The sequence below is a fragment of the Cohnella candidum genome (assembly GCF_003713065.1).
Taxonomy (GTDB): Bacteria; Bacillota; Bacilli; order Paenibacillales; family Paenibacillaceae; genus Cohnella; species Cohnella candidum.
In genome coordinates this window covers 1,619,014-1,636,750 of sequence record NZ_CP033433.1, presented here as the reverse complement: position 1 = coordinate 1,636,750, position 17,737 = coordinate 1,619,014, and the positions used below count along the sequence as shown (strand labels likewise).

Genomic DNA, 17,737 nt, shown 5'->3' with positions numbered 1-17,737 from the left:
GCCAAGGTTGACGAATGATTTCATATAGCGGGTTTTCGTTTTTTCATCACTCTGCTGATTCCGATAAGGGCAATAAAAACGATGAAGCCTATTACTCCTGCTGTCCAGGATCCGTGCCGCACACCCGCATACATTCCGCTGACAGCGATATGGTATGGCAAGAGGCCTATCATTGTCGTCCAAATAAATTTTCTAACGTTGGCTTTTAGTATTCCCGCGGCGTAATTGATCATATGGTATGGCAGAAAAGGCACGAAGCGGGCCATCAACAATCCTAAAGCCTCTTGTTCACTCAGATATCGCTCTAGTATCTTTGTAAATGCGAATTTCTTCAGGGTACTCGCAAAAGGATTAGATAGCCACTTCGCCAAATAATAAGCGCCAATTGCTCCAAGAACGCCCCCGATCCATGAATAAACGCCGCCTAATGCCGGGCCGTAAATTTCCATCAACAGCAGTGTCGTAAACTCACCAGGTACCGGAAAGACATTGACGGTCATTTGCACGCAAATACCAATCACAACGCCCCATAGCCCAAAATCCTGAATGGCATGAAAAGCGTGTTGTACAACTCCAATTTTTAATAAGTAAATGTAATAACCAATCGCGGTGGCGATCAATGCCAAACTCACGAAATTGACCCATCTTGATTTATTTTTTAGCATTCTTACTCAATCTATCTCCTCAATCTTCCATGTGATCAATATGTACGCGAAAAAACGAATGAAACCGTAGTGCCCTTACCTTCTTCGCTTGTGATGGAGACGGACCCTAAGTACTCTGACGCAAGTTCTCTCGCGATCGATAAACCCAGTCCGTTACCGCCGCCTTCCTTCCTACTCCTCGACTTATCCACACGGTAAAACCTTTCGAAAACGAAAGGCAATTCAGCTTTGGGAATGCCTGAACCATGGTCCTCTACTTGTAGATAGACCTTTTCATTATCGACTTGAGATCGTATAAGGATCGGTTTATCAACGCCGGAATAGCGTACGGCATTATCCAATACGATGATCAGCATTTGCACGAGATGATCTCGGTTAATGCAGATTTCAATATCCGGGTTTAACTTGGCTAGAAATGTATACCTGGGGTGCAACATTCGATAATTTCGGATTACGGATGAGATGACTTCCGCAACATTAACGGGGGCTACCAACTCTAGAGGAATAATATTTCTGTCCTTCTGAAGGACGAGTAGTTGGCTCGCAAGCGACTTTAATCTCTCCGTCTCTTGTATTGCCGCATTCAGCGATTCGTCAAGTACGTCGGCTCGATGTTTCCCCCACCGATGAATGAGTTTCAGATGGCCTTCGATAATCGCGATCGGGGTATGGAGTTCATGTGAAGCGTCTTCGATGAATTTGCTTTGCCTGTTGAAAGAGCTTTCCAACTCGTCCATCATTTCATTGAACACGCGAATGAGATTCGACAGTTCATCGTTATTATCTTGATGAATGATTCGTTCATGCAATCCCTGTCGCTTGATCCTATTCATAGTAATCGACATATGCTGAATGGGCTTGACCAATTGCCGAGCGACGAACCACCCTCCGAGCGCGCAAAAAACGATGCCAAATATTCCACATGCCACGATAAGGCTGTTGAGTCGCTCAATCAAGTTGTCAGCGGTTTCGATATTCGTGGCTAGCTCGATGGTCCCGGTAAACGAAAGCGTCTGAATGGGACTCCGAATCGTTAGCAAATGGTCTTGTCCATGATACGTGGAAGTATATTGAACGGCTTTCACCATCGAAGAAGGTATCCATACTGCCGGAATCCCGTTGGAGATTTCTAAAAATACGTGCCCTTTTGCATCCAATAATCGAAAGAGTTGATCCTGACGAACGAGTTTGTCAAAAAATTGACGATGGCTGCTCCAATCTGCCGGATCGTTTTCCGATTCTTGTTCGTTCAAATAGCCGGCGACTTCATCAACCGTCTTTTTCAAGTTGTTCCTTTCCGTTTGTTGAATCCAATGGGAAATAAGGCCGTACTGGGTCAGACTATAAATGACGAATAAAATTAAAATCAGACTCGATGTTAGTATGGCCAGTTTTAGTTTGATTTTCAATGCGATGCATCTCCTTCTTAGATATCAACCTTTTAGCATGTAGCCCACTCCCCTTATCGTCTGAATGAAATATTGCCCAGGATCAAGTTTTTGCCTCAGATATCGGATATAAACGTCAACGACGTTCGTTTCGATTTCGGCATCGTATCCCCAAACTTCGTTCAATAAACGATCCCTGTTCATTACCTCGTTTCTGTGTTGAAGCAACGTAATCAATAAATCAAATTCTCTTTTGGTCAGTTCGATCCGTTTCCCTTTCTTTTTCACTGTTCTTGACAAGATATTGACGGTTATATCGTGAATGGCCGTAATTCCGTCATCATGGGATTCGCCTTTCGCCTCGTCGACTTCTACCCTGCGAAATATCGCCCTCATTCGGGCAAGCAATTCTTCGATGGCGAACGGTTTCGCGATGTAATCGTCAGCACCGCTGTCTAATCCGGCAACGCGATCAAGTACCGAATCGCGCGCAGTCAACATAATGATTGGAGTCTTGTTGTGCTGGCTCCTTAATCGCCTGCATATTTCGATTCCGCTAATTCCCGGCAGCATAATGTCCAGGAAAATCATATCCCACTTGTGCTCGGATGCTTGCTTATACCCTTCTCTGCCGTCAGAACAAACGGTGATGTGGAATCCTTCATACTCCAACTCCAATTGAACGAAACGCGCAAAATTGGGCTCGTCTTCGACGAGCAGCAGTTTCTTCATGTTCGATCTCTCCTGACAATGAAAGAACCAGATAAAACAGGTATCCCTCATTAGAATACCTGTCTTATCCAGTGTTTATCCTCAATCGTTTTCGGTTTCGCCATCTCCATCGGACGTATCTTGATCGTCAGCCGCTTCTCCGTCGCCATCCGATTGGACCGTAGCGTTATCAAAGCAGCTAGCAACACGGCAAATGGAATCCATTTTTTCTTCACATCATTTCCTCCATGTTGATTGTCAACTACGTACCTAACAGTACCTTATCCTAATGAGCAAGACTTTAAGAAACCATTAGATTTTCATGAGAAAAGACAGCGCTCTTCGGCATTATGATGAGATTGTCCAGTATAGTAGATTAATCTATTCACATCATTTTTTCATAAGAGCCTTTTTGATGGATGATGTTCGGCTTTTCGTTCTCCTTGGAAAGTGTCGGCAAAAATCGATGTGGTATAGTGGTCCTGGGATTTAAACCGGGTCCTAAACACATCGAAGGAGGCTGTTATGAATATGAACATCGTCCACAGCATCAAGAATACGCGAATGAATAAATCTTTTGCCGGGTTCGCTCTTGGTCTTTCCATTGCTTTGTCCGGTGGTTTGTTGATGAACGCTCAACCAACTTATGCGGCGGTTGCCGTTTCGACGAACTCCATTGCCGACAAAGTGATTGCCACCGGGGAACAATTCATGGGCGTTCGTTATCAATTCGGCGCGCCCGGCGGACGGACGGACGTCTTCGATTGTTCTTCGTTTACGCAGTATGTATTCAAGCAAAACGGCATCTACCTGCCGCGTTCTTCGAGACAGCAAGCGGCAGCAGGAGTGGCTGTTTCCAAGGATCAACTGCAGCCGGGCGATTTGATTTTCTCCGATACGAATCGCGATGGGATCATTAACCACGTAAGCATCTACATTGGCGGCGGACAGCTCCTGCACACCTATCGGGTGGGCATCGGTGTCACGATTTCCAATTTCGCGGGCAGCACTTGGGATCGTACTTTCGTCACGGCTCGCCGGGTAATTAACGGCGGTTCTGTACAAGCCCCCGGGTTTACCCAAGCACAACCTGCCCGGAGCGCACCGGTTCAAACACCGGCTTCACCTTCAAAAGTTTGGAAACACGCTTACAGAACGGACTCGGATAACCAGCAAAGCGAACAATAATAAGATATATCACTAAAAGCAGAGCTCCGAGAGAAGCTCTGCTTTACTTATAATATCTCCCGTGCCGTCACGAATCGACTAAGCCAATAAGGTGAAGTCCATTTCGTAATCGTCACGCCCGGCGGCGAACGATACGTATTGAGCATGTAGCCGTTCCCGATGTCCACCCCGACATGGCCGATCCGATTATCCGAGTAACGGTCTCTTTTGAAAAAGATTAAATCCCCGGGTTCGATCTGACTTCGAGTAATCGCGCGACCCAGTCGCGCTTGGGATCTCGAAGTTCTTGTGAGTCTCACACCGTTTTTTCCGAAAATATATTGCGTATAAGAAGAACAGTCGAATTTACCCGTTCGGGGATATGGTCCGGCACCGAACTGGTAAGGCTTTTTAAGCAAGGTTCTGCCAAGCGCCAGAATTGCCGGAGCGAGTTCCGGTTCCGGTAATTGTTTGATCTTCACGGGTTTATCCTTTTGATTTGCCGCCATCACGGCGAGTTTCCCGGCGGGTATCAACACGCGTGTTCCGGAGGGGATCGGTTCTTTTAATTGCGTATTGGAGGCAAGCACGTTCTTAACTGTAGTATTGAACAATTGGGACAGTTTTTTTAAGGTGTCCCCACTCAGCGTAGTGAAGAAACGGCCGGGTTGTTTGATGCAAATTCGATGTGCTTTGTAATTCAGCCGAAAATCGACATTAAAAAGCCGGTTCGTTGAGCGAAGAGTAATGTATCTCTGCTTGTTCAAGACGACAAGCGGATCGATTCGCAGCGTAACATTTTCTCTTCTTGCTGCTTCTCCGGATTTGGGAATCGTGATGCATTCCGAACCGTCCGTGATCACGAAGCCTGTATGGGTCGTTCTCAAGATATCATACTCCAGGATCTCCATCACATCTTTAAGCGGTAAATAGTGCAATCCGTTTTTCGTGAACATGTTTACGTTCGAAAATTGCCTTCTCTTCCGCGTGAAATAGTCTCTTTGAAATAAGAGGACGGTTACCTGCGAATTCGTAGATATCATGGTGTGACCTCCTTATACGTTTGAAGCAACCTGGCGACAACGTTATGATTCGAAAATTTCTTCTTGACTGTTTGCGATCCGAACTCTCCCCATTCTCGGGCTAGAGCAGGATTTCCTAATAAGAAACGAATGTCTCTATTCAGTCTTTGTGTGGAAACCGAATTCATTGCACCATGATCGCCAAAATGAAATTGAATCATTTTATCGATTAGATTCGGTTGTACGATGCCACAGTATCCGGCAACACCTACTGCTACAACAGGTTTTCCACAAGCCATGGCTTCAAGTGCGACGCGCCCCGTACCGACGACGATATCTGCAGCAGCATAAGCTTCATGGATCCGGGACGTAGGGGGGCGAACGATGATGGCTTTTCGGCCTATGCGTCGATTGACAGCAGCGGCAAGCGAAACCAAGTACGAACGTTTGGTTCCGGGACCCATGAGAACGGCGATAACTTGTGGATCGTTCTTCGCGATCTGCTCTGCAACCTTGACTACGATCCGGGCTATCGGATATTTGTCAAAAGAGAACCTGCCGGCGTACAAGAGTATTTTAGATGATAGTGGTAAACCAAACCCCTTTCTTGATGAATTCGGATTTTTTACGGGATGGAACGTCTCTAACTCAATTCCATTGGGGATCGTCCGGATTTTTTCCGTCGGAACTTGATGGCGTTTCAACCAATTTGTTAATTGAGGAGACACGGATATCATGCGTTTTGACTTTCTCGCTGCCGTCAATAAGGCCGATTTATCATGATAAGTACCATGAACAGTAACGACGAACGGAATATTCCGCAAATTCGATAGTGTAGCCGCGAGAGTAAATGATTTAGAATCATGAGCATGCATTAATTCATATTTTTCTTTGATGAGCATTGAGCTGAGCCAGGCTGCCTTGTTCCTACTCGGGAGAATATGAAGTTTAATACCCGCTGCTGAATAAGCTGCTGTGAGGGGACCTCCTTCTGTTGCAACACCTATTGGGATGCCGCGTGCCATTAAAATTTTGGAGATGGCGAGGGTATATTTTTCCGTACCGCCAATATTCAATCTAGAAATCAACATCAGTATTTTCATGGTTCACCATCCCGATTCGCCGACTCCAAGAGGCTCTATAAGCATGATGGTATATGCTATGTGCATGCTTCGTTACCTGCAAGGGCGTATATGGACATAATCGGAATTGGGAAATTTAACGCCGTCCATTCATGATCTGATAGCGGCGGATCTTCTGATAAATCCGTTTGTCTTTTAAGATTTTAAAGCCATAAATGGCCGGACGCGGATTGGCTTCCAAAATCCAAGGACGCAGATTGCTGTCAATGCCTACATCGAACCCGATTTCCTTAATCAAGGGAAACGTTTTATTCAATTGAGCGACAGCTCGGCATCCTAAATCTTTAAGTTTGTTCGTGTATGCATCGATGTCTGACACATGCCGTGCTAACAATAATTCAACCGGTTTGGAAGATCCACCTTTGCACACATTCGTAACGATCTTTCTTGGATGCCCTAATCGGCCGATGATCCCCGTTGTGTCCCATTTTTGATTTGGATTTTTCTGTACCATGATCCTCAAATCAAAGCGGCGCCCGTCATATTTCAATAATTCAATGCCGCGTTGAACAACAAATACGCGTTTGTACCTCAGCTTCTCTATGGCCTTAAATAGATCTTCAAATGTGTAGAAAGTCCTGATTTCCGTGTTTACTTGAAAAAAGTATTTATTTTCTTTTACTTGTTCAACTCGGAAGACATCCTTGCCGCCAGTTCCATTATTTGGCTTCACATACACCATCGTGTACTTGTCTAACATCGCTTTTAGCGTGCCTATGGAAAACAGCCTTGTTTCAGGGACATGTTCATGAAGATCACGGATTTGAATTAATGATTTGTATACATTGTGTTTTGTTGCAAAGCCTCCCAGGGGGGCCCCCCCTTTCCGATGTATTCATTTATCTAAAGTATGCGGTTCGCGCCTTGTTGGGTTCACGACCGTTACCCTTTTGCATATCGGAACGTATTATGATCATTCAGGAGGTGGTTGTCCTTTGCACATTCAAAAAGGGAGGTTACTGCCGAACACCAAATTCAAAACCGCTTGTCTCGTTGTAAAAGGCAACTCAGAAGGTCCATCGATGATGATAACAGCTGGAGTCCATGGGAAGGAATTGGCAAGTATTTATGCTGCCGAGAGATTTGTTGGGATGTTGAAAAGAGAAGAGCTTCTGATCCACAAGGGTTTGGTTGTCATTATCCCCCTTGTCAATCGTATAGCTTACAAATTGCGTATTAGGGGAAAGCCCGACTTAAATCGAACGTTCCCGAAAAATCCCTCCGATTATTCGCGTCACCCGATTTCGAATGCAATTTACCAATTAGCGATGCGTATCAGACCAGAATGGTATATCGACCTGCACGAAGCCAATGGATTGTCTCAACTAAACCCCAAAGTACTCGGACAAACATTAATTGTCGATCCAAAAAGCCCAGCAATAACTATTGCAAAGTCTATCGCGCTTAATATGAATAGATCAATAAAGAGTAGCACAAGACATTTCATGGTCCGCCAAAGAAACTTGCCGGGTTCCGGTCGAAGCGCCGCATTTCGATGTTTTCAAGCAAAGTCAATCACAGTCGAAACCAGCTGGGAATTGCCTTTTCATGAACGGGTAAATTACCAGATGAGTATTCTCCTGAGTATTTTGAAGGAAGCCAGTATCATACAGCCGCAACCATTTTCAATGTAAACGAAGAACTAGGATTCATCTTGTCGATCTTCAATTTCGATCGTGGACTTTAATTATCCGTGGCAACGGCTACGGTTAATTACGGGTTAACGTTTTCTTGATTTCCAAACCCACCGAACAATTAACAAAAGGATAATAGCTGCAACCAAATAACTGAACGGTCTGATGTATGGCTCGGCTTCGTTCCAATTCTCGCCCAACCGAAATCCGGCATATGTTAATGCTAAGTTCCAGGGAATGCAACCAAGAGCGGTAAAGATGGTGAACCGGAAGAAATTCATTTTGGCTATGCCAGCAGGTAAAGAAATGAACGTTCGAATAAAGGGCAGGTTTCTTGTAACAAGTACAGTCCACTCTCCATAATTCTGAAACCATTGCTCTGCTTTTTCCAGATGGCGCTCATGAAGTCGAACATATTTCCCGAATCTCTGAATGAAAGTTCTCCCGCCAGCATACCCGACAGCATATGCGACAATTGAGCCAAACAAATTACCAATAACGCCAGCAGCGACTATCTCAAGAAATCCAAAATTGCCTCTGGAGACTTGAAAGCCTCCGACAAGCATGATGACTTCGCTTGGTAGCGGAATACAGGCACTTTCCAATAGCATGCTGAATCCTATTCCCAAAATACCTAAATGATCAATTAACGATTGAATGAATTCAGTTAGACGATCCATTAATTGATGCAAAACTTTTCAACTCCTTCTTTTCCGCTATGATTTTCGCTTTATCTCACGAGAAGGTATATCCCAAATAGAATGGCCAGTACAAATCGATAATACGCAAAAGAGCTTAACTTCAGCTTCTCCAGTAATTTCATAAACGAGACAACTGCAAGCAATGCGACGATAAAGGCAATCACGAATCCAACCGCAAAGTATCCCATGTCTGAAGCGGTTAGCGTTTTATAGCTCTTCAGCATGTCAAAGCCGCTTGCAGCTACCATCATAGGTACTGCGATTAAGAAGGAGAAGTTTGTAGCCGCTCGGTAACTTGCGCCGATGAGTAAACCTCCTGCGATCGTGGCACCTGATCTGGAGAAACCCGGCCAGAGCGCCAAACACTGAAACAGGCCAATTTGCAACGCTTGCCGGTAGGACAACCCATCCATCGATTGGGCTTTAGCAGGCTTCGCGTTCCGTTCGGCGTAAATCATGAAGACCCCGCCCACCACAAGACCGATCAATACGGTATAGGGAGAAAACAAGTAGTTCTTAATGACTTTGTTCAGGACCAAACCCATTGCCATCGCGGGGAGACATGCGACAATGATGTGACCGAGGTTAAGAGAATGACCGTTCGCTTCTTGGCTCACCTCATTCTTAACGATGCCAAGCAGACTCAAGTACTTCCTCCAATACAAGACCACAATTGCCAAAATTGCTCCAAGCTGAATGAAAACCTCGAACGTATCAGCTTTATCTCCTTTAAAGCTCATTAAGTCTCCACTGAGAATCAAATGGCCCGTTGACGATACAGGAAGAAACTCCGTCAATCCTTCAATAATTCCTTGAATTATGGCAGTCACAATATGGCTCACAGTTTAACCTTCCTCCGTTTCATCTGACTTTCTCATCAAAACTATAATTTCCATATTTTTATAACTTTTTCTCAAATACGAAATCGGTACCCCGCCCCCCACACGGTTTCAATAAACTGAGGATCGCTGGAATCAACTTCTATTTTTTCCCGAAGTTTACGGATATGAACGGTTACCGTCTGGGTATCTCCCGAGGCGTCGTAACCCCAAAGACGTTCAAACAAATGCTCCTTACTGAAAACGTGGTTTGGATTTGAGGCCATAAAATACAACAATTCGAACTCTTTGGCCGTCAACGTTATTTCCTTCTCTCGAATGAAAACACGTCTTTCGTCTGGATTGATACTGAGTCCATTTACCGATACTTCATTCGATCCATTTTTTCTGCCTACCAGTCGATCGTAACGGGTGAGATGAGCTTTTACGCGCGCAACCAATTCAGCGGGTTTAAATGGTTTTACGATGTAATCGTCCGCGCCCAATCCTAGTCCGCGGATGACGTCTATGTCTTCTCGTCTCGCGGTTACCATCACAATTGGAATGTTCGAATGTTCGCGAATTCGCTTGCAAATTTCAAATCCGCTCAATTTCGGCAGCATTAAATCCAATACAATCAAATCAAAATCTCCGGATAATCCAAATGCAAGCCCGGACTCGCCTTCGATGGCAATTTGTACTTCATATCCGTTCATTTGCAAATAATCGCGTTGAAGCTCCGCAATGGATGGTTCATCCTCAATGATTAATACTTTTTTCAAACGGATACCTCCTTCGCTTGAAGTGGCAGCGTCAGCAAGATTATGGTGCCTACACCTTCCTTGCTCTCAGCTGCAATCGTTCCTCCGTGGCTCTCCATAATTTGCTTCGCGATCGCTAGTCCCAAACCGCTGCCTCCTGTACTGGAATTACGGGATTGCTCGGCTCGGTAGAATCGGTCAAAAATGTGCGGTAAGGATGAGGCCGCTATCCCCGATCCGTTGTCCTCTATTTCAATATGGAATTCCCAATCCGTCGAAGTTGCGCGAATAGAAATTCGTTTTTCTTCCTTGTCCATATATTTCAAGCTGTTCTGGATGACATTGCTCAATACCCGCTTGAATTTCTCGCGGTCCATTAATACCGTTGCATCATGATCCAATTGCCAAGTAGTCCCTAGATGAATGTCCATTTTTTCTAGTTCAAACTGAAGTTCTTCTGTCCAATCTGTCATAAACATCTGAACGGGAACTACTTCAAAAATAAAAGGAATTCTTTTTAAATCCAATTTAGAAAAGAGGAACAACTCATTGATTAACCGATCCATTTCTTCAGCTTTGGCAGCAATTGTCTTCATATATTTCTCCGTTTTTTCAGGTGAATCGGCGACGCCTTCCAGGATGCCGTCGACATAGCCCTGAATAGAGGTAAGAGGCGTTTTCAAATCGTGCGAAATGTTCGAAATCAATTCCTTGCGATTTTCTTCATATTGAAGCTGCAAAAGTATAGATTTCTGAAGCTGAGATCTCATTTCTTCGAAATCATTTCCAAGTTGACCGATTTCGTCTTTGCCGGAAACCTTGACTTGAAAATTAAGATTCCCATTTTTTATTTGCTGCGTCGCCGATCGGAGCTGTCGGAGCGGCCGGATAATACTTTTGGACATGACATAAGTAAGAAACGAATGCGTAAGTACAAGGATGACCACGAGCACGGCAAACAAGCTCGGAAAGTACTTCCGCGCAAAGTATACGAGCGGATCCACTTTGATAACCAAATAAAGGCTGCCCTTACCGCCTGTTTGAGTCAGGAAATCGAATTGATTCACTTGAAATAGCTCATTGCCGTATGACTGCGTCGGCAATTCACCTCGGAATCCTACGCTATTGTATTGCGGCAAACTGGCCAAAAGTGAGCCATTCACGCGAATCAGCTCCGGCACGAATAACATTGAATCGTTCAAACGAACGACAACGTAGCCGCTCTTTTGTTTCATTTCCTCGTTGAAATCGGCTAAATAACTGGGGTCAGTCAAAAGAGTCGAGTTTTGCGAGATCAAATGCTTGATAATGTGGTGATAATCTCCATCGTCAAAGCCTTCTACTTGCGTTTCGTAGAAACTTTTAATATTTTGAATATCTCCTCGGTACACGAACACGAATAATAATGCGGTGACAACCATCAGAATGAGCGGAACGATGAGCATCGCGGCATAGGAGATCAATAATTTTAAACGGATGGACAACAGAATCAACTCCGCAAATTAAGCTTCTTTGCGATCAAACCGTAAAAATCCAAGTGAGAGGAACAAGACGAGGGCAGATAAAATAAACAAGGCCGTGATTACTATTTTTCCAACGGATACAGCGCCAGCCAGCCAAAGAACGTACCAGTCCGTGTAAGATGCAATTGAAAATGCAGAAAACCCTTTGACGAAATAAGGAAGAACCTTCACAACAGCATATAGTACGATCGCAAAAACGACGAATCCGCTCACGCTTTGAAACAACTGCGCCACAAATACGAAAAGAGCAGCAAGCGCGCACATGGAGATAAAACTTGCCAGGTAAGCCTTAAGGACATCGAAGTAATCCATTCCATTCATCACCGAAGATCCTGCTGCTAAATTGCAAACGATCGAGACAGACGCCAACAACAGAAAAATAGCGGCAATGGCAGTAAAAAGGACAAGTGTCTTGGCCATATAGACACGAAATCGGGTAATGGGTCGCAACAGAGAAAGTTTTAACGTTTTGGAGGCCACTTCATGAGGAAAAATATCTGCAATGGAAAGAAATAAAAATAAAGGGATCCATAGAGCAGTATAAATACTGAGGATCTGAATGGGAAAGGATGCGCTGACAGCGATCCAACCGATACGAGGACCAAGGGCATGAAAGGCTAGGGCGAGAAGTATAGGCAGTATGGCTGAAAAGAGTAAAAAATAAGTGGTCTTTCTGCGGTACGTCATGAGACGAACCTCATTCCGGTATCCCGCCAGCAAGCTGCTCATGTTGGATCCCCCTTCTTCGCACTCTGCAATTGCTCAATATAATACTGCTCTAAAGTAGGGGTACCCTGAAGCAGAGCTGACACGTCACCTTCTACCATCATTCCCCCATTAAACAAAATGCCAACACGATTACATAACTGCTCCAACTCGTGAATCATGTGACTGGAAATAAGAAAAGTTGTACCCTTTTCAGCCGCACGCCGTTTGACTACGTTCCGAAACAGGACGATCCCCTCAATATCCAGACCGTTAGTCGGCTCATCGAGAATGACAAGTTCTGGATTCGGAAGAAGTGCAGCAGCTAGTGCCAGCTTTTGTTTCATGCCGGTAGAAAAATGTTTAATCTTTTCGTTCTGATATCGGTCAAGCCCTACCTCTTGTAGCATTTCCGTTATTCGGTTTGAGTTTACATTTGGATAAAAAGAGGCGATCAACGATAAATATTGATTGGCGGACACGTAATCATAAAAATCAGCGGATTCGATCATGCACCCAACCCTGCTCATTGCGCGTTCAAATGAGTTTTCCATCTGCTCGCCAAACAAGCAGACGTTCCCTTGGTCGGCTTGAATAAGACCGGTTATCAATTTTAATAAAGTCGTCTTGCCTGCTCCGTTCGGCCCAAGTAAGCCGTAAACATCTCCTTGGTGAAGCTTCAGATGAATATCACGGATTCCCCGATTGTTACGATAAAGCTTACTTAATCGATCAACTTCAATAATTGTTGACATCCTGCCACTCCCCTTTCTTGGAATAAACAGCAGACCCGAGCAAAGAAAGCTCGGTCTGCTGTTTTCCCATAGATTATGAATGCAACTATTGGGCATTACATAAAATCAATCCTCGTGATTGTGGCCTTCATGACGATCCTGTACCGTTTTCACAGTTTTGCCCGTCAAATCAATCGTATCTGGCACCGTCTGATCGAATCCCGTCAATTTTGCATCGAAGTCGAACGAAACAGTATGCGCGTTGCCGTTGGTGTCTTTCCCGGTAAATGTAATGCTGGCTTGTTGACTTTCGATTTGATTACTTGCATTAATCGTAGCATCTAAGCGGAACGATTGAATTTGAATGTCTTGCGTAATCGGCAGCACCTGGTTTAATAACAAGGTCTCTCCGAATGCGCGCTCAGGATCTTGTTGATCTTTATGTTCGTTGGAATCGCCATTTTCGTTCCCAAAACGATGAAGGGCAAGCGGCGCTAGCGCCTGAACGACAGCAGGAATTTGAGTTTGGGACAATTGCACCGAAATTTGCTTGGAACCATCGCTCTGAGTGGTCGACTGCACATAATTCTTTAAATTGCCGACAAGCGCGTCAACAACGGTTTCCGCTTGCTGATCCATCCAAGCGGATTTACCTTCCTGGTGGTTGCCTTCTTCTTGATCAGCCTTGTCTTGCTTCAAATAATAAGTATTGTTGTTGCTGGTCTTCCACACTTCACCATTGTTTTGCGCGAACAATTGAAGCGACTCGTTGCCGCTTTTACCGGAAATTTGGAAGTTTCCGCTTTTGGCTTCGTTTTGCATGTTTGCCTTGAGCGTTCCTTGTCCCTGTTCAAGGATCGTGCCGTTGTCCATCAACGATCCCGAAACCTGTACAGTTACGCTCTTGAGTGCTTTCGTCGTTTTGAGAGCCGACTTGTACGCATCATAGCCGGAAGTGCTAGCCAAGGCCGTAAAGCCAGTCGTCAGCATGACGACTCCACTGATGCCAATCGCACCGCCTGTCATCAACCATTTCTTTTTCATGTCCTTCCTCCTTGTTCGATAATAATTGGGACACATCCCATATCATCGTACTTTCGAATAATGAAGAACACGTGAAACACCCATTAAATAATTCTTAATTCAATGCGAACAACTCGGCAAAATTATTTGTTTAACGATATCTTTGAACGGCCTGCCTATTCTGTTGGATGTTCACCCGTTCACATGCAAAACTGTGCTGTTGAATTTCACGAACAATATTCGTCGCAATTGTACCCGCTGCGTCATATTCGCGGACTTGACCCATGGCTCTCGCCATCTCCTGGCGAAAGCCATCATCCTCCAATCGAACCAGATTGGCTGATAATTCATTCAAGTTATTTGCAATAAGTAACGCCCCCCTTGCGGACAACGAGTCAGCGTTCCCTTTTTCTTGTCCGGGCAATGGCCGATATACCACGACCGGGAGCGACTTGACTGCCGCTTCGGAGAGGGTGATCCCGCCCGCTTTTGTAACAAGACAAGCCGAAACCGACATCAGCTCTTCCATTTTTTTGACGTATCCGAATACATGGATCCTTTGTTCACTGGCATACGTCTTCTTCATTTGAGCAGCAAGTTTTCCGTTATTTCCGCACACGAGCAAGATATCGAAAGAAGTGCCCTTCAAAATGGTTTGTACCTGTTCTCGGATATTAGACAATACGCCATGCGCGCCTGCGGCCAGTAACAAGTATTTGCGTTGGGGGTTCAGCTTGTATTTTTCAAACAGTGTCTCTAGGATAAATTCCTTTAGAAATGGGTTTCGAACAGGAATGCCGCTGACGACGACCTGTTTGTCGCTTACTCCGTATCGCAACATTTCTCCTTTCAAATCCTCGGTAGCGACAAAATATCGGTATGTGCCGGGATGGATCCAACGACTGTGAAGTACATAATCCGTTAACACCGTAAAGGTCAACGGCATCGAGCTTTCCCGTTTGAGAGACATCTGTGGGACCGTAAGGAAGGGAAATGTATGAATGACCGCGTCCGGTTTCCACTTTTCGATCAGTGCCGATATTTTGTGTTTACCGATGGCATGCAGCCATTGATTCAGCCAAAGATTTTGTTTTCGCGAATTGGCCATATGATAGCTTAGACCGTACAACTTTGGACAATAGACCGTACTTTTCAAATAGGCGAACCGAGAAAGCGTATTCCAAAGCGGATGGGCTTCCGCGAGCAAATCGACAAGATGGATCCGTTCGTACCCCATATCGTTAAACGTCTGCTTGAGCGAATTCGCCACCTGGAGATGACCATCGCCAAAGGTAGAATAAATAATGAGTATTGTGGCGTCCTTATTCATGACAATTGCCTCCTACCTCAGACCTTAAAATATTAGATTAATAAGTGCAGCAATATACTGACAATTCCACCGAATATAGCACCGGTGACGACTTCGATCGGACGGTGCCCTAGCATTTCCTTCAGTACAACGGGATCCCTTTTATCGGAGGCCCGAGCTGATTGAGATTTTAATATCCGATTAAGTAATTTCGCATGGATACCGGCGTGTCGCCGGATGCCTGCCGCGTCGTACATCGTTATCACGCTAACCATTGCGGCGACGGCAAATACGGAAGATGAAAAACCGTCGGAAATCCCGACGGCCGTGGCAAGAGCAGATACGCCCGCCGAATGCGAACTGGGCATCCCTCCTGTACTTATGCTCCGAAGTAGGTCCCATTTCTTGTTGGTAAACCAGTATAAAGGCACTTTTATCACTTGCGCGAGAACGATGGATGCGAGGGCGGAAAGCAGCGGATAGTTGGCAAAGAATGCGAGCAAATTTTGCACTCCTTCGTGGGTCAGTAGCTTCAACTGTTACAATAAGATCGATTTCTAAACATCCGGTGAAGCATTTATTAAATGATTATGAACTGAAGGATTCCCATGCAATTCTCGAGTAAATTGTTTGCTTTTAACATGCTCATTTCCAGTAATTCGTGGTACAACTTGTTCATTTGGAAAATAGAGAGCTTTTCGATGTGTTAGTTTGCAGGATATTTTATTTTGTTTGATTGATTTCAATGTTGCGAACTGAAATCATGATTTATCTTCGACCGCGTAAACGCGAAATGGGCTGCTAGGATGATTAAAATGTCGGGGTAACAAATCGCAGAATACACTAGCTTCCAACTCTGATATGAAAAGAAACCAGCTTGCATCGCCAACCATTCGTACACAAGCGATGCGATGGTCGCCGTGGCGATATAGAGGACATGAAAATGCAACGCTTTACGATGAGGATAAAAATAGTACAATTCAAATCCCGTCATCCGCTTTGGCATACAGATCGAGAACTCATATAATCAGCTAGGCTGACCACCAAAAACGCCATTCGCTGATCACCTCATATTCAATATTGCCGGAGCGCGGAAGTCGTAAACAAACGAGTACTTCAGAGTTCAAGAGATACCAAGATAAATAACGCCATCACCCTTCTGGGAGATGGCGTTATTTATTATCTAGGATGCTGTGAATGCCTATTGGCCGGCAACCCCATTTTTTATCGATAATGCATTCAGTTGCCTATTTCGTAAAAGCCATTCCTCCATGCCCAAACTCAGCTTATCTTATGAGCATATAGTATATGACTTTTGCATGTACTATCATCGTTTAATTGCGATATGAAACGAATAAAAAAGGGCAATGCAGTGAAATAAGCCCAGGGAGCTAGGTACAGCAAAAGTCATTTTGGGTTTACTCCATACCTCCCCAAGAGGTCCTTTCGAAACATTCCGGTAGGGGCAAATACCGGAATGCGGACCCCCTCCTATTGCTTGGTTTTCGGCCAAGGACGGACGTCGATGTCAGGCGTTTAAGGTGTGGATCGGCAGCGCATGCGGCCAGCGCCAATAATGGCCGTTTTTTTTATTCAGGCTTGTTTAAGGTGATCCATCATAACAACGAAAACCAAAATACATACCGTTGTTACCGTCAGCTTCAACATGGTTTACTACGCCTCATATGACCTATCACGCCGATAAATTGTACTCATTTCCTGTTATGGGTCCGATATCGAGTTTAATAAGGCATATCTGGATAATGAAAAGTTCCCTGCCGGCCTTATGGCGAGCGGGGAACTTTTCAAGTGTTATGGCAGGAATATATCGCTTGGAATCAAATTTTTATGGATCAGTAACTGCAAAGCAACCACAACTTGAAGATCGGTTAAACGGCATTCTTTTGCGATTTTCGAAATATCGGTACGTTCATCCATCTTTATGAGAGCATTATAAACCATAAGTTCAGACAAACTTAACGAAGATAAATCTTTTGCTAGTGGTAATTTATCTTGATTGGCCGACATTAAATCTGCCTCCCGGTCCAGTGCGTCAAAGTTATTTACCACCAATAGACAGATCTAATCAAGATACTATGGCCATAAAGCCTTCAGCCAGAATTCGGTGAAATCGATCGGTTTAATCACCCAAAAAAGCTCGTTGTCTATGCCAGCGTGGACCCAGCGTTTATTATCTCCAGGAAGTTTGCGGCCACCGTTAACCGGATCAGAAACGTTGGTCTAGCAGGCTCCGACACCAGCAGAGGATCGCATTACAGAATTGGAACGAATAATAAGGGAAATAGCAAAATCCAATCACAGCCGTTTAAAATTAATTAACTGGGAATTTGATTATGGGAGTTGGAAGGCCGGGTACTTACTGGGTTATAAAAAAACCCACCAGGGGTGGCCCTGATGGGGAGATAAATCAGTA

The 17,737-nt window shown here is 44.7% G+C and carries 19 protein-coding genes and 1 pseudogene; 3 read left to right on the top strand and 17 right to left on the bottom strand.

Translation table 11 applies throughout. The annotated features are described in order from the left end of the window. Window positions 1-20: 20 nt before the first annotated feature. The 4 genes from EAV92_RS07605 to EAV92_RS24455 all read right to left on the bottom strand — a co-directional run bounded on the left by EAV92_RS07605 (window position 21) and on the right by EAV92_RS24455 (window position 3,000). On the bottom strand, window positions 21-632 hold the full coding sequence (locus EAV92_RS07605) for a TVP38/TMEM64 family protein (RefSeq protein ID WP_164472669.1): 612 nt from the start codon (window positions 630-632) through the stop codon (window positions 21-23). A gap of 68 nt (window positions 633-700) precedes the next feature. Next, window positions 701-2,074: a sensor histidine kinase gene (locus EAV92_RS07600; RefSeq protein ID WP_123040504.1), complete on the bottom strand. Its 1,374-nt coding sequence runs from the start codon at window positions 2,072-2,074 to the stop codon at window positions 701-703. A gap of 24 nt (window positions 2,075-2,098) precedes the next feature. Next, window positions 2,099-2,785: a response regulator transcription factor gene (locus tag EAV92_RS07595; RefSeq protein ID WP_123040503.1), complete on the bottom strand. Its 687-nt coding sequence runs from the start codon at window positions 2,783-2,785 to the stop codon at window positions 2,099-2,101. A 50-nt stretch (window positions 2,786-2,835) separates the two neighbouring features. Beyond that, window positions 2,836-3,000 (bottom strand): hypothetical protein, encoded by a 165-nt coding sequence (locus EAV92_RS24455; RefSeq protein ID WP_164472668.1) that lies wholly within the window; start codon window positions 2,998-3,000, stop codon window positions 2,836-2,838. 289 nt (window positions 3,001-3,289) lie between these two features. On the opposite strand from EAV92_RS24455, the gene EAV92_RS07590 reads away from it, so the two are divergent. Then, entirely contained in the window at window positions 3,290-3,952 is a 663-nt protein-coding gene (locus EAV92_RS07590; protein ID WP_338134403.1) for a C40 family peptidase, read from the top strand. A 47-nt stretch (window positions 3,953-3,999) separates the two neighbouring features. Here the strand turns inward: EAV92_RS07590 and EAV92_RS07585 are convergent, their stop codons facing one another. The 3 genes from EAV92_RS07585 to EAV92_RS07575 all read right to left on the bottom strand — a co-directional run bounded on the left by EAV92_RS07585 (window position 4,000) and on the right by EAV92_RS07575 (window position 6,906). After that, a complete protein-coding gene (locus EAV92_RS07585) occupies window positions 4,000-4,974 on the bottom strand; it encodes a C40 family peptidase (protein WP_123040502.1) in 975 nt (324 codons plus the stop codon). Further along, window positions 4,971-6,056 (bottom strand): glycosyltransferase, encoded by a 1,086-nt coding sequence (locus EAV92_RS07580; RefSeq protein ID WP_123040501.1) that lies wholly within the window; start codon window positions 6,054-6,056, stop codon window positions 4,971-4,973. Before EAV92_RS07580 ends, EAV92_RS07585 begins: the two co-directional genes overlap by 4 nt. Window positions 6,057-6,171: 115 nt before the next feature. Then, window positions 6,172-6,906, bottom strand: coding sequence for a YheC/YheD family protein (locus EAV92_RS07575; protein WP_123040500.1), 735 nt, complete (start codon window positions 6,904-6,906; stop codon window positions 6,172-6,174). A gap of 124 nt (window positions 6,907-7,030) precedes the next feature. On the opposite strand from EAV92_RS07575, the gene EAV92_RS07570 reads away from it, so the two are divergent. Next, on the top strand, window positions 7,031-7,729 hold the full coding sequence (locus EAV92_RS07570) for a succinylglutamate desuccinylase/aspartoacylase domain-containing protein (RefSeq protein ID WP_241158474.1): 699 nt from the start codon (window positions 7,031-7,033) through the stop codon (window positions 7,727-7,729). Between the two features lie 86 nt (window positions 7,730-7,815). Here the strand turns inward: EAV92_RS07570 and EAV92_RS07565 are convergent, their stop codons facing one another. The 10 genes from EAV92_RS07565 to EAV92_RS07515 all read right to left on the bottom strand — a co-directional run bounded on the left by EAV92_RS07565 (window position 7,816) and on the right by EAV92_RS07515 (window position 17,331). After that, entirely contained in the window at window positions 7,816-8,409 is a 594-nt protein-coding gene (locus EAV92_RS07565; RefSeq protein WP_123043620.1) for a DedA family protein, read from the bottom strand. A gap of 50 nt (window positions 8,410-8,459) precedes the next feature. Continuing rightward, complete coding sequence (locus EAV92_RS07560) at window positions 8,460-9,272, bottom strand: undecaprenyl-diphosphate phosphatase (RefSeq protein ID WP_123040499.1); 813 nt, start codon at window positions 9,270-9,272, stop codon at window positions 8,460-8,462. 71 nt (window positions 9,273-9,343) lie between these two features. Then, a complete protein-coding gene (locus EAV92_RS07555) occupies window positions 9,344-10,030 on the bottom strand; it encodes a response regulator transcription factor (RefSeq protein ID WP_123040498.1) in 687 nt (228 codons plus the stop codon). Next, window positions 10,027-11,493: a sensor histidine kinase gene (locus EAV92_RS07550; protein ID WP_123040497.1), complete on the bottom strand. Its 1,467-nt coding sequence runs from the start codon at window positions 11,491-11,493 to the stop codon at window positions 10,027-10,029. Before EAV92_RS07550 ends, EAV92_RS07555 begins: the two co-directional genes overlap by 4 nt. 18 nt (window positions 11,494-11,511) lie before the next feature. Then, window positions 11,512-12,261 (bottom strand): ABC transporter permease, encoded by a 750-nt coding sequence (locus EAV92_RS07545; RefSeq protein WP_123040496.1) that lies wholly within the window; start codon window positions 12,259-12,261, stop codon window positions 11,512-11,514. Further along, window positions 12,258-12,992: an ABC transporter ATP-binding protein gene (locus EAV92_RS07540; RefSeq protein WP_123040495.1), complete on the bottom strand. Its 735-nt coding sequence runs from the start codon at window positions 12,990-12,992 to the stop codon at window positions 12,258-12,260. The genes EAV92_RS07545 and EAV92_RS07540 overlap by 4 nt, the downstream gene beginning before the upstream one ends. Window positions 12,993-13,097: 105 nt before the next feature. After that, window positions 13,098-14,015, bottom strand: coding sequence for a hypothetical protein (locus tag EAV92_RS07535; protein WP_123040494.1), 918 nt, complete (start codon window positions 14,013-14,015; stop codon window positions 13,098-13,100). A 130-nt stretch (window positions 14,016-14,145) separates the two neighbouring features. Further along, on the bottom strand, window positions 14,146-15,324 hold the full coding sequence (locus EAV92_RS07530; protein ID WP_123040493.1) for an MGDG synthase family glycosyltransferase: 1,179 nt from the start codon (window positions 15,322-15,324) through the stop codon (window positions 14,146-14,148). Between the two features lie 32 nt (window positions 15,325-15,356). Then, window positions 15,357-15,806, bottom strand: coding sequence for a divergent PAP2 family protein (locus tag EAV92_RS07525; protein ID WP_123040492.1), 450 nt, complete (start codon window positions 15,804-15,806; stop codon window positions 15,357-15,359). Between the two features lie 1,309 nt (window positions 15,807-17,115). Next, window positions 17,116-17,331: a hypothetical protein gene (locus tag EAV92_RS07515; protein ID WP_123040490.1), complete on the bottom strand. Its 216-nt coding sequence runs from the start codon at window positions 17,329-17,331 to the stop codon at window positions 17,116-17,118. 90 nt (window positions 17,332-17,421) lie between these two features. On the opposite strand from EAV92_RS07515, the pseudogene EAV92_RS25115 reads away from it, so the two are divergent. Beyond that, window positions 17,422-17,585: pseudogene (locus tag EAV92_RS25115) on the top strand (IS110 family transposase); the annotation flags it as partial. Between the last annotated feature and the right edge of the window lie 152 nt (window positions 17,586-17,737).

Excerpts from the sequence above, each read along its gene's own strand:
- EAV92_RS07595 (WP_123040503.1), bottom strand. The coding sequence starts at position 2,785 with ATGAAGAAACTGCTGCTCGTCGAAGACGAGCCCAATTTTGCGCGTTTC.
- EAV92_RS07590 (WP_338134403.1), top strand. The coding sequence starts at position 3,290 with ATGAATATGAACATCGTCCACAGCATCAAGAATACGCGAATGAATAAA.
- EAV92_RS07585 (WP_123040502.1), bottom strand. The coding sequence starts at position 4,974 with ATGATATCTACGAATTCGCAGGTAACCGTCCTCTTATTTCAAAGAGAC.
- EAV92_RS07580 (WP_123040501.1), bottom strand. The coding sequence starts at position 6,056 with ATGAAAATACTGATGTTGATTTCTAGATTGAATATTGGCGGTACGGAA.
- EAV92_RS07565 (WP_123043620.1), bottom strand. The coding sequence starts at position 8,409 with ATGGATCGTCTAACTGAATTCATTCAATCGTTAATTGATCATTTAGGT.
- EAV92_RS07545 (WP_123040496.1), bottom strand. The coding sequence starts at position 12,261 with ATGAGCAGCTTGCTGGCGGGATACCGGAATGAGGTTCGTCTCATGACG.
- EAV92_RS07540 (WP_123040495.1), bottom strand. The coding sequence starts at position 12,992 with ATGTCAACAATTATTGAAGTTGATCGATTAAGTAAGCTTTATCGTAAC.
- EAV92_RS07535 (WP_123040494.1), bottom strand. The coding sequence starts at position 14,015 with ATGAAAAAGAAATGGTTGATGACAGGCGGTGCGATTGGCATCAGTGGA.
- EAV92_RS07530 (WP_123040493.1), bottom strand. The coding sequence starts at position 15,324 with ATGAATAAGGACGCCACAATACTCATTATTTATTCTACCTTTGGCGAT.
- EAV92_RS07515 (WP_123040490.1), bottom strand. The coding sequence starts at position 17,331 with ATGTCGGCCAATCAAGATAAATTACCACTAGCAAAAGATTTATCTTCG.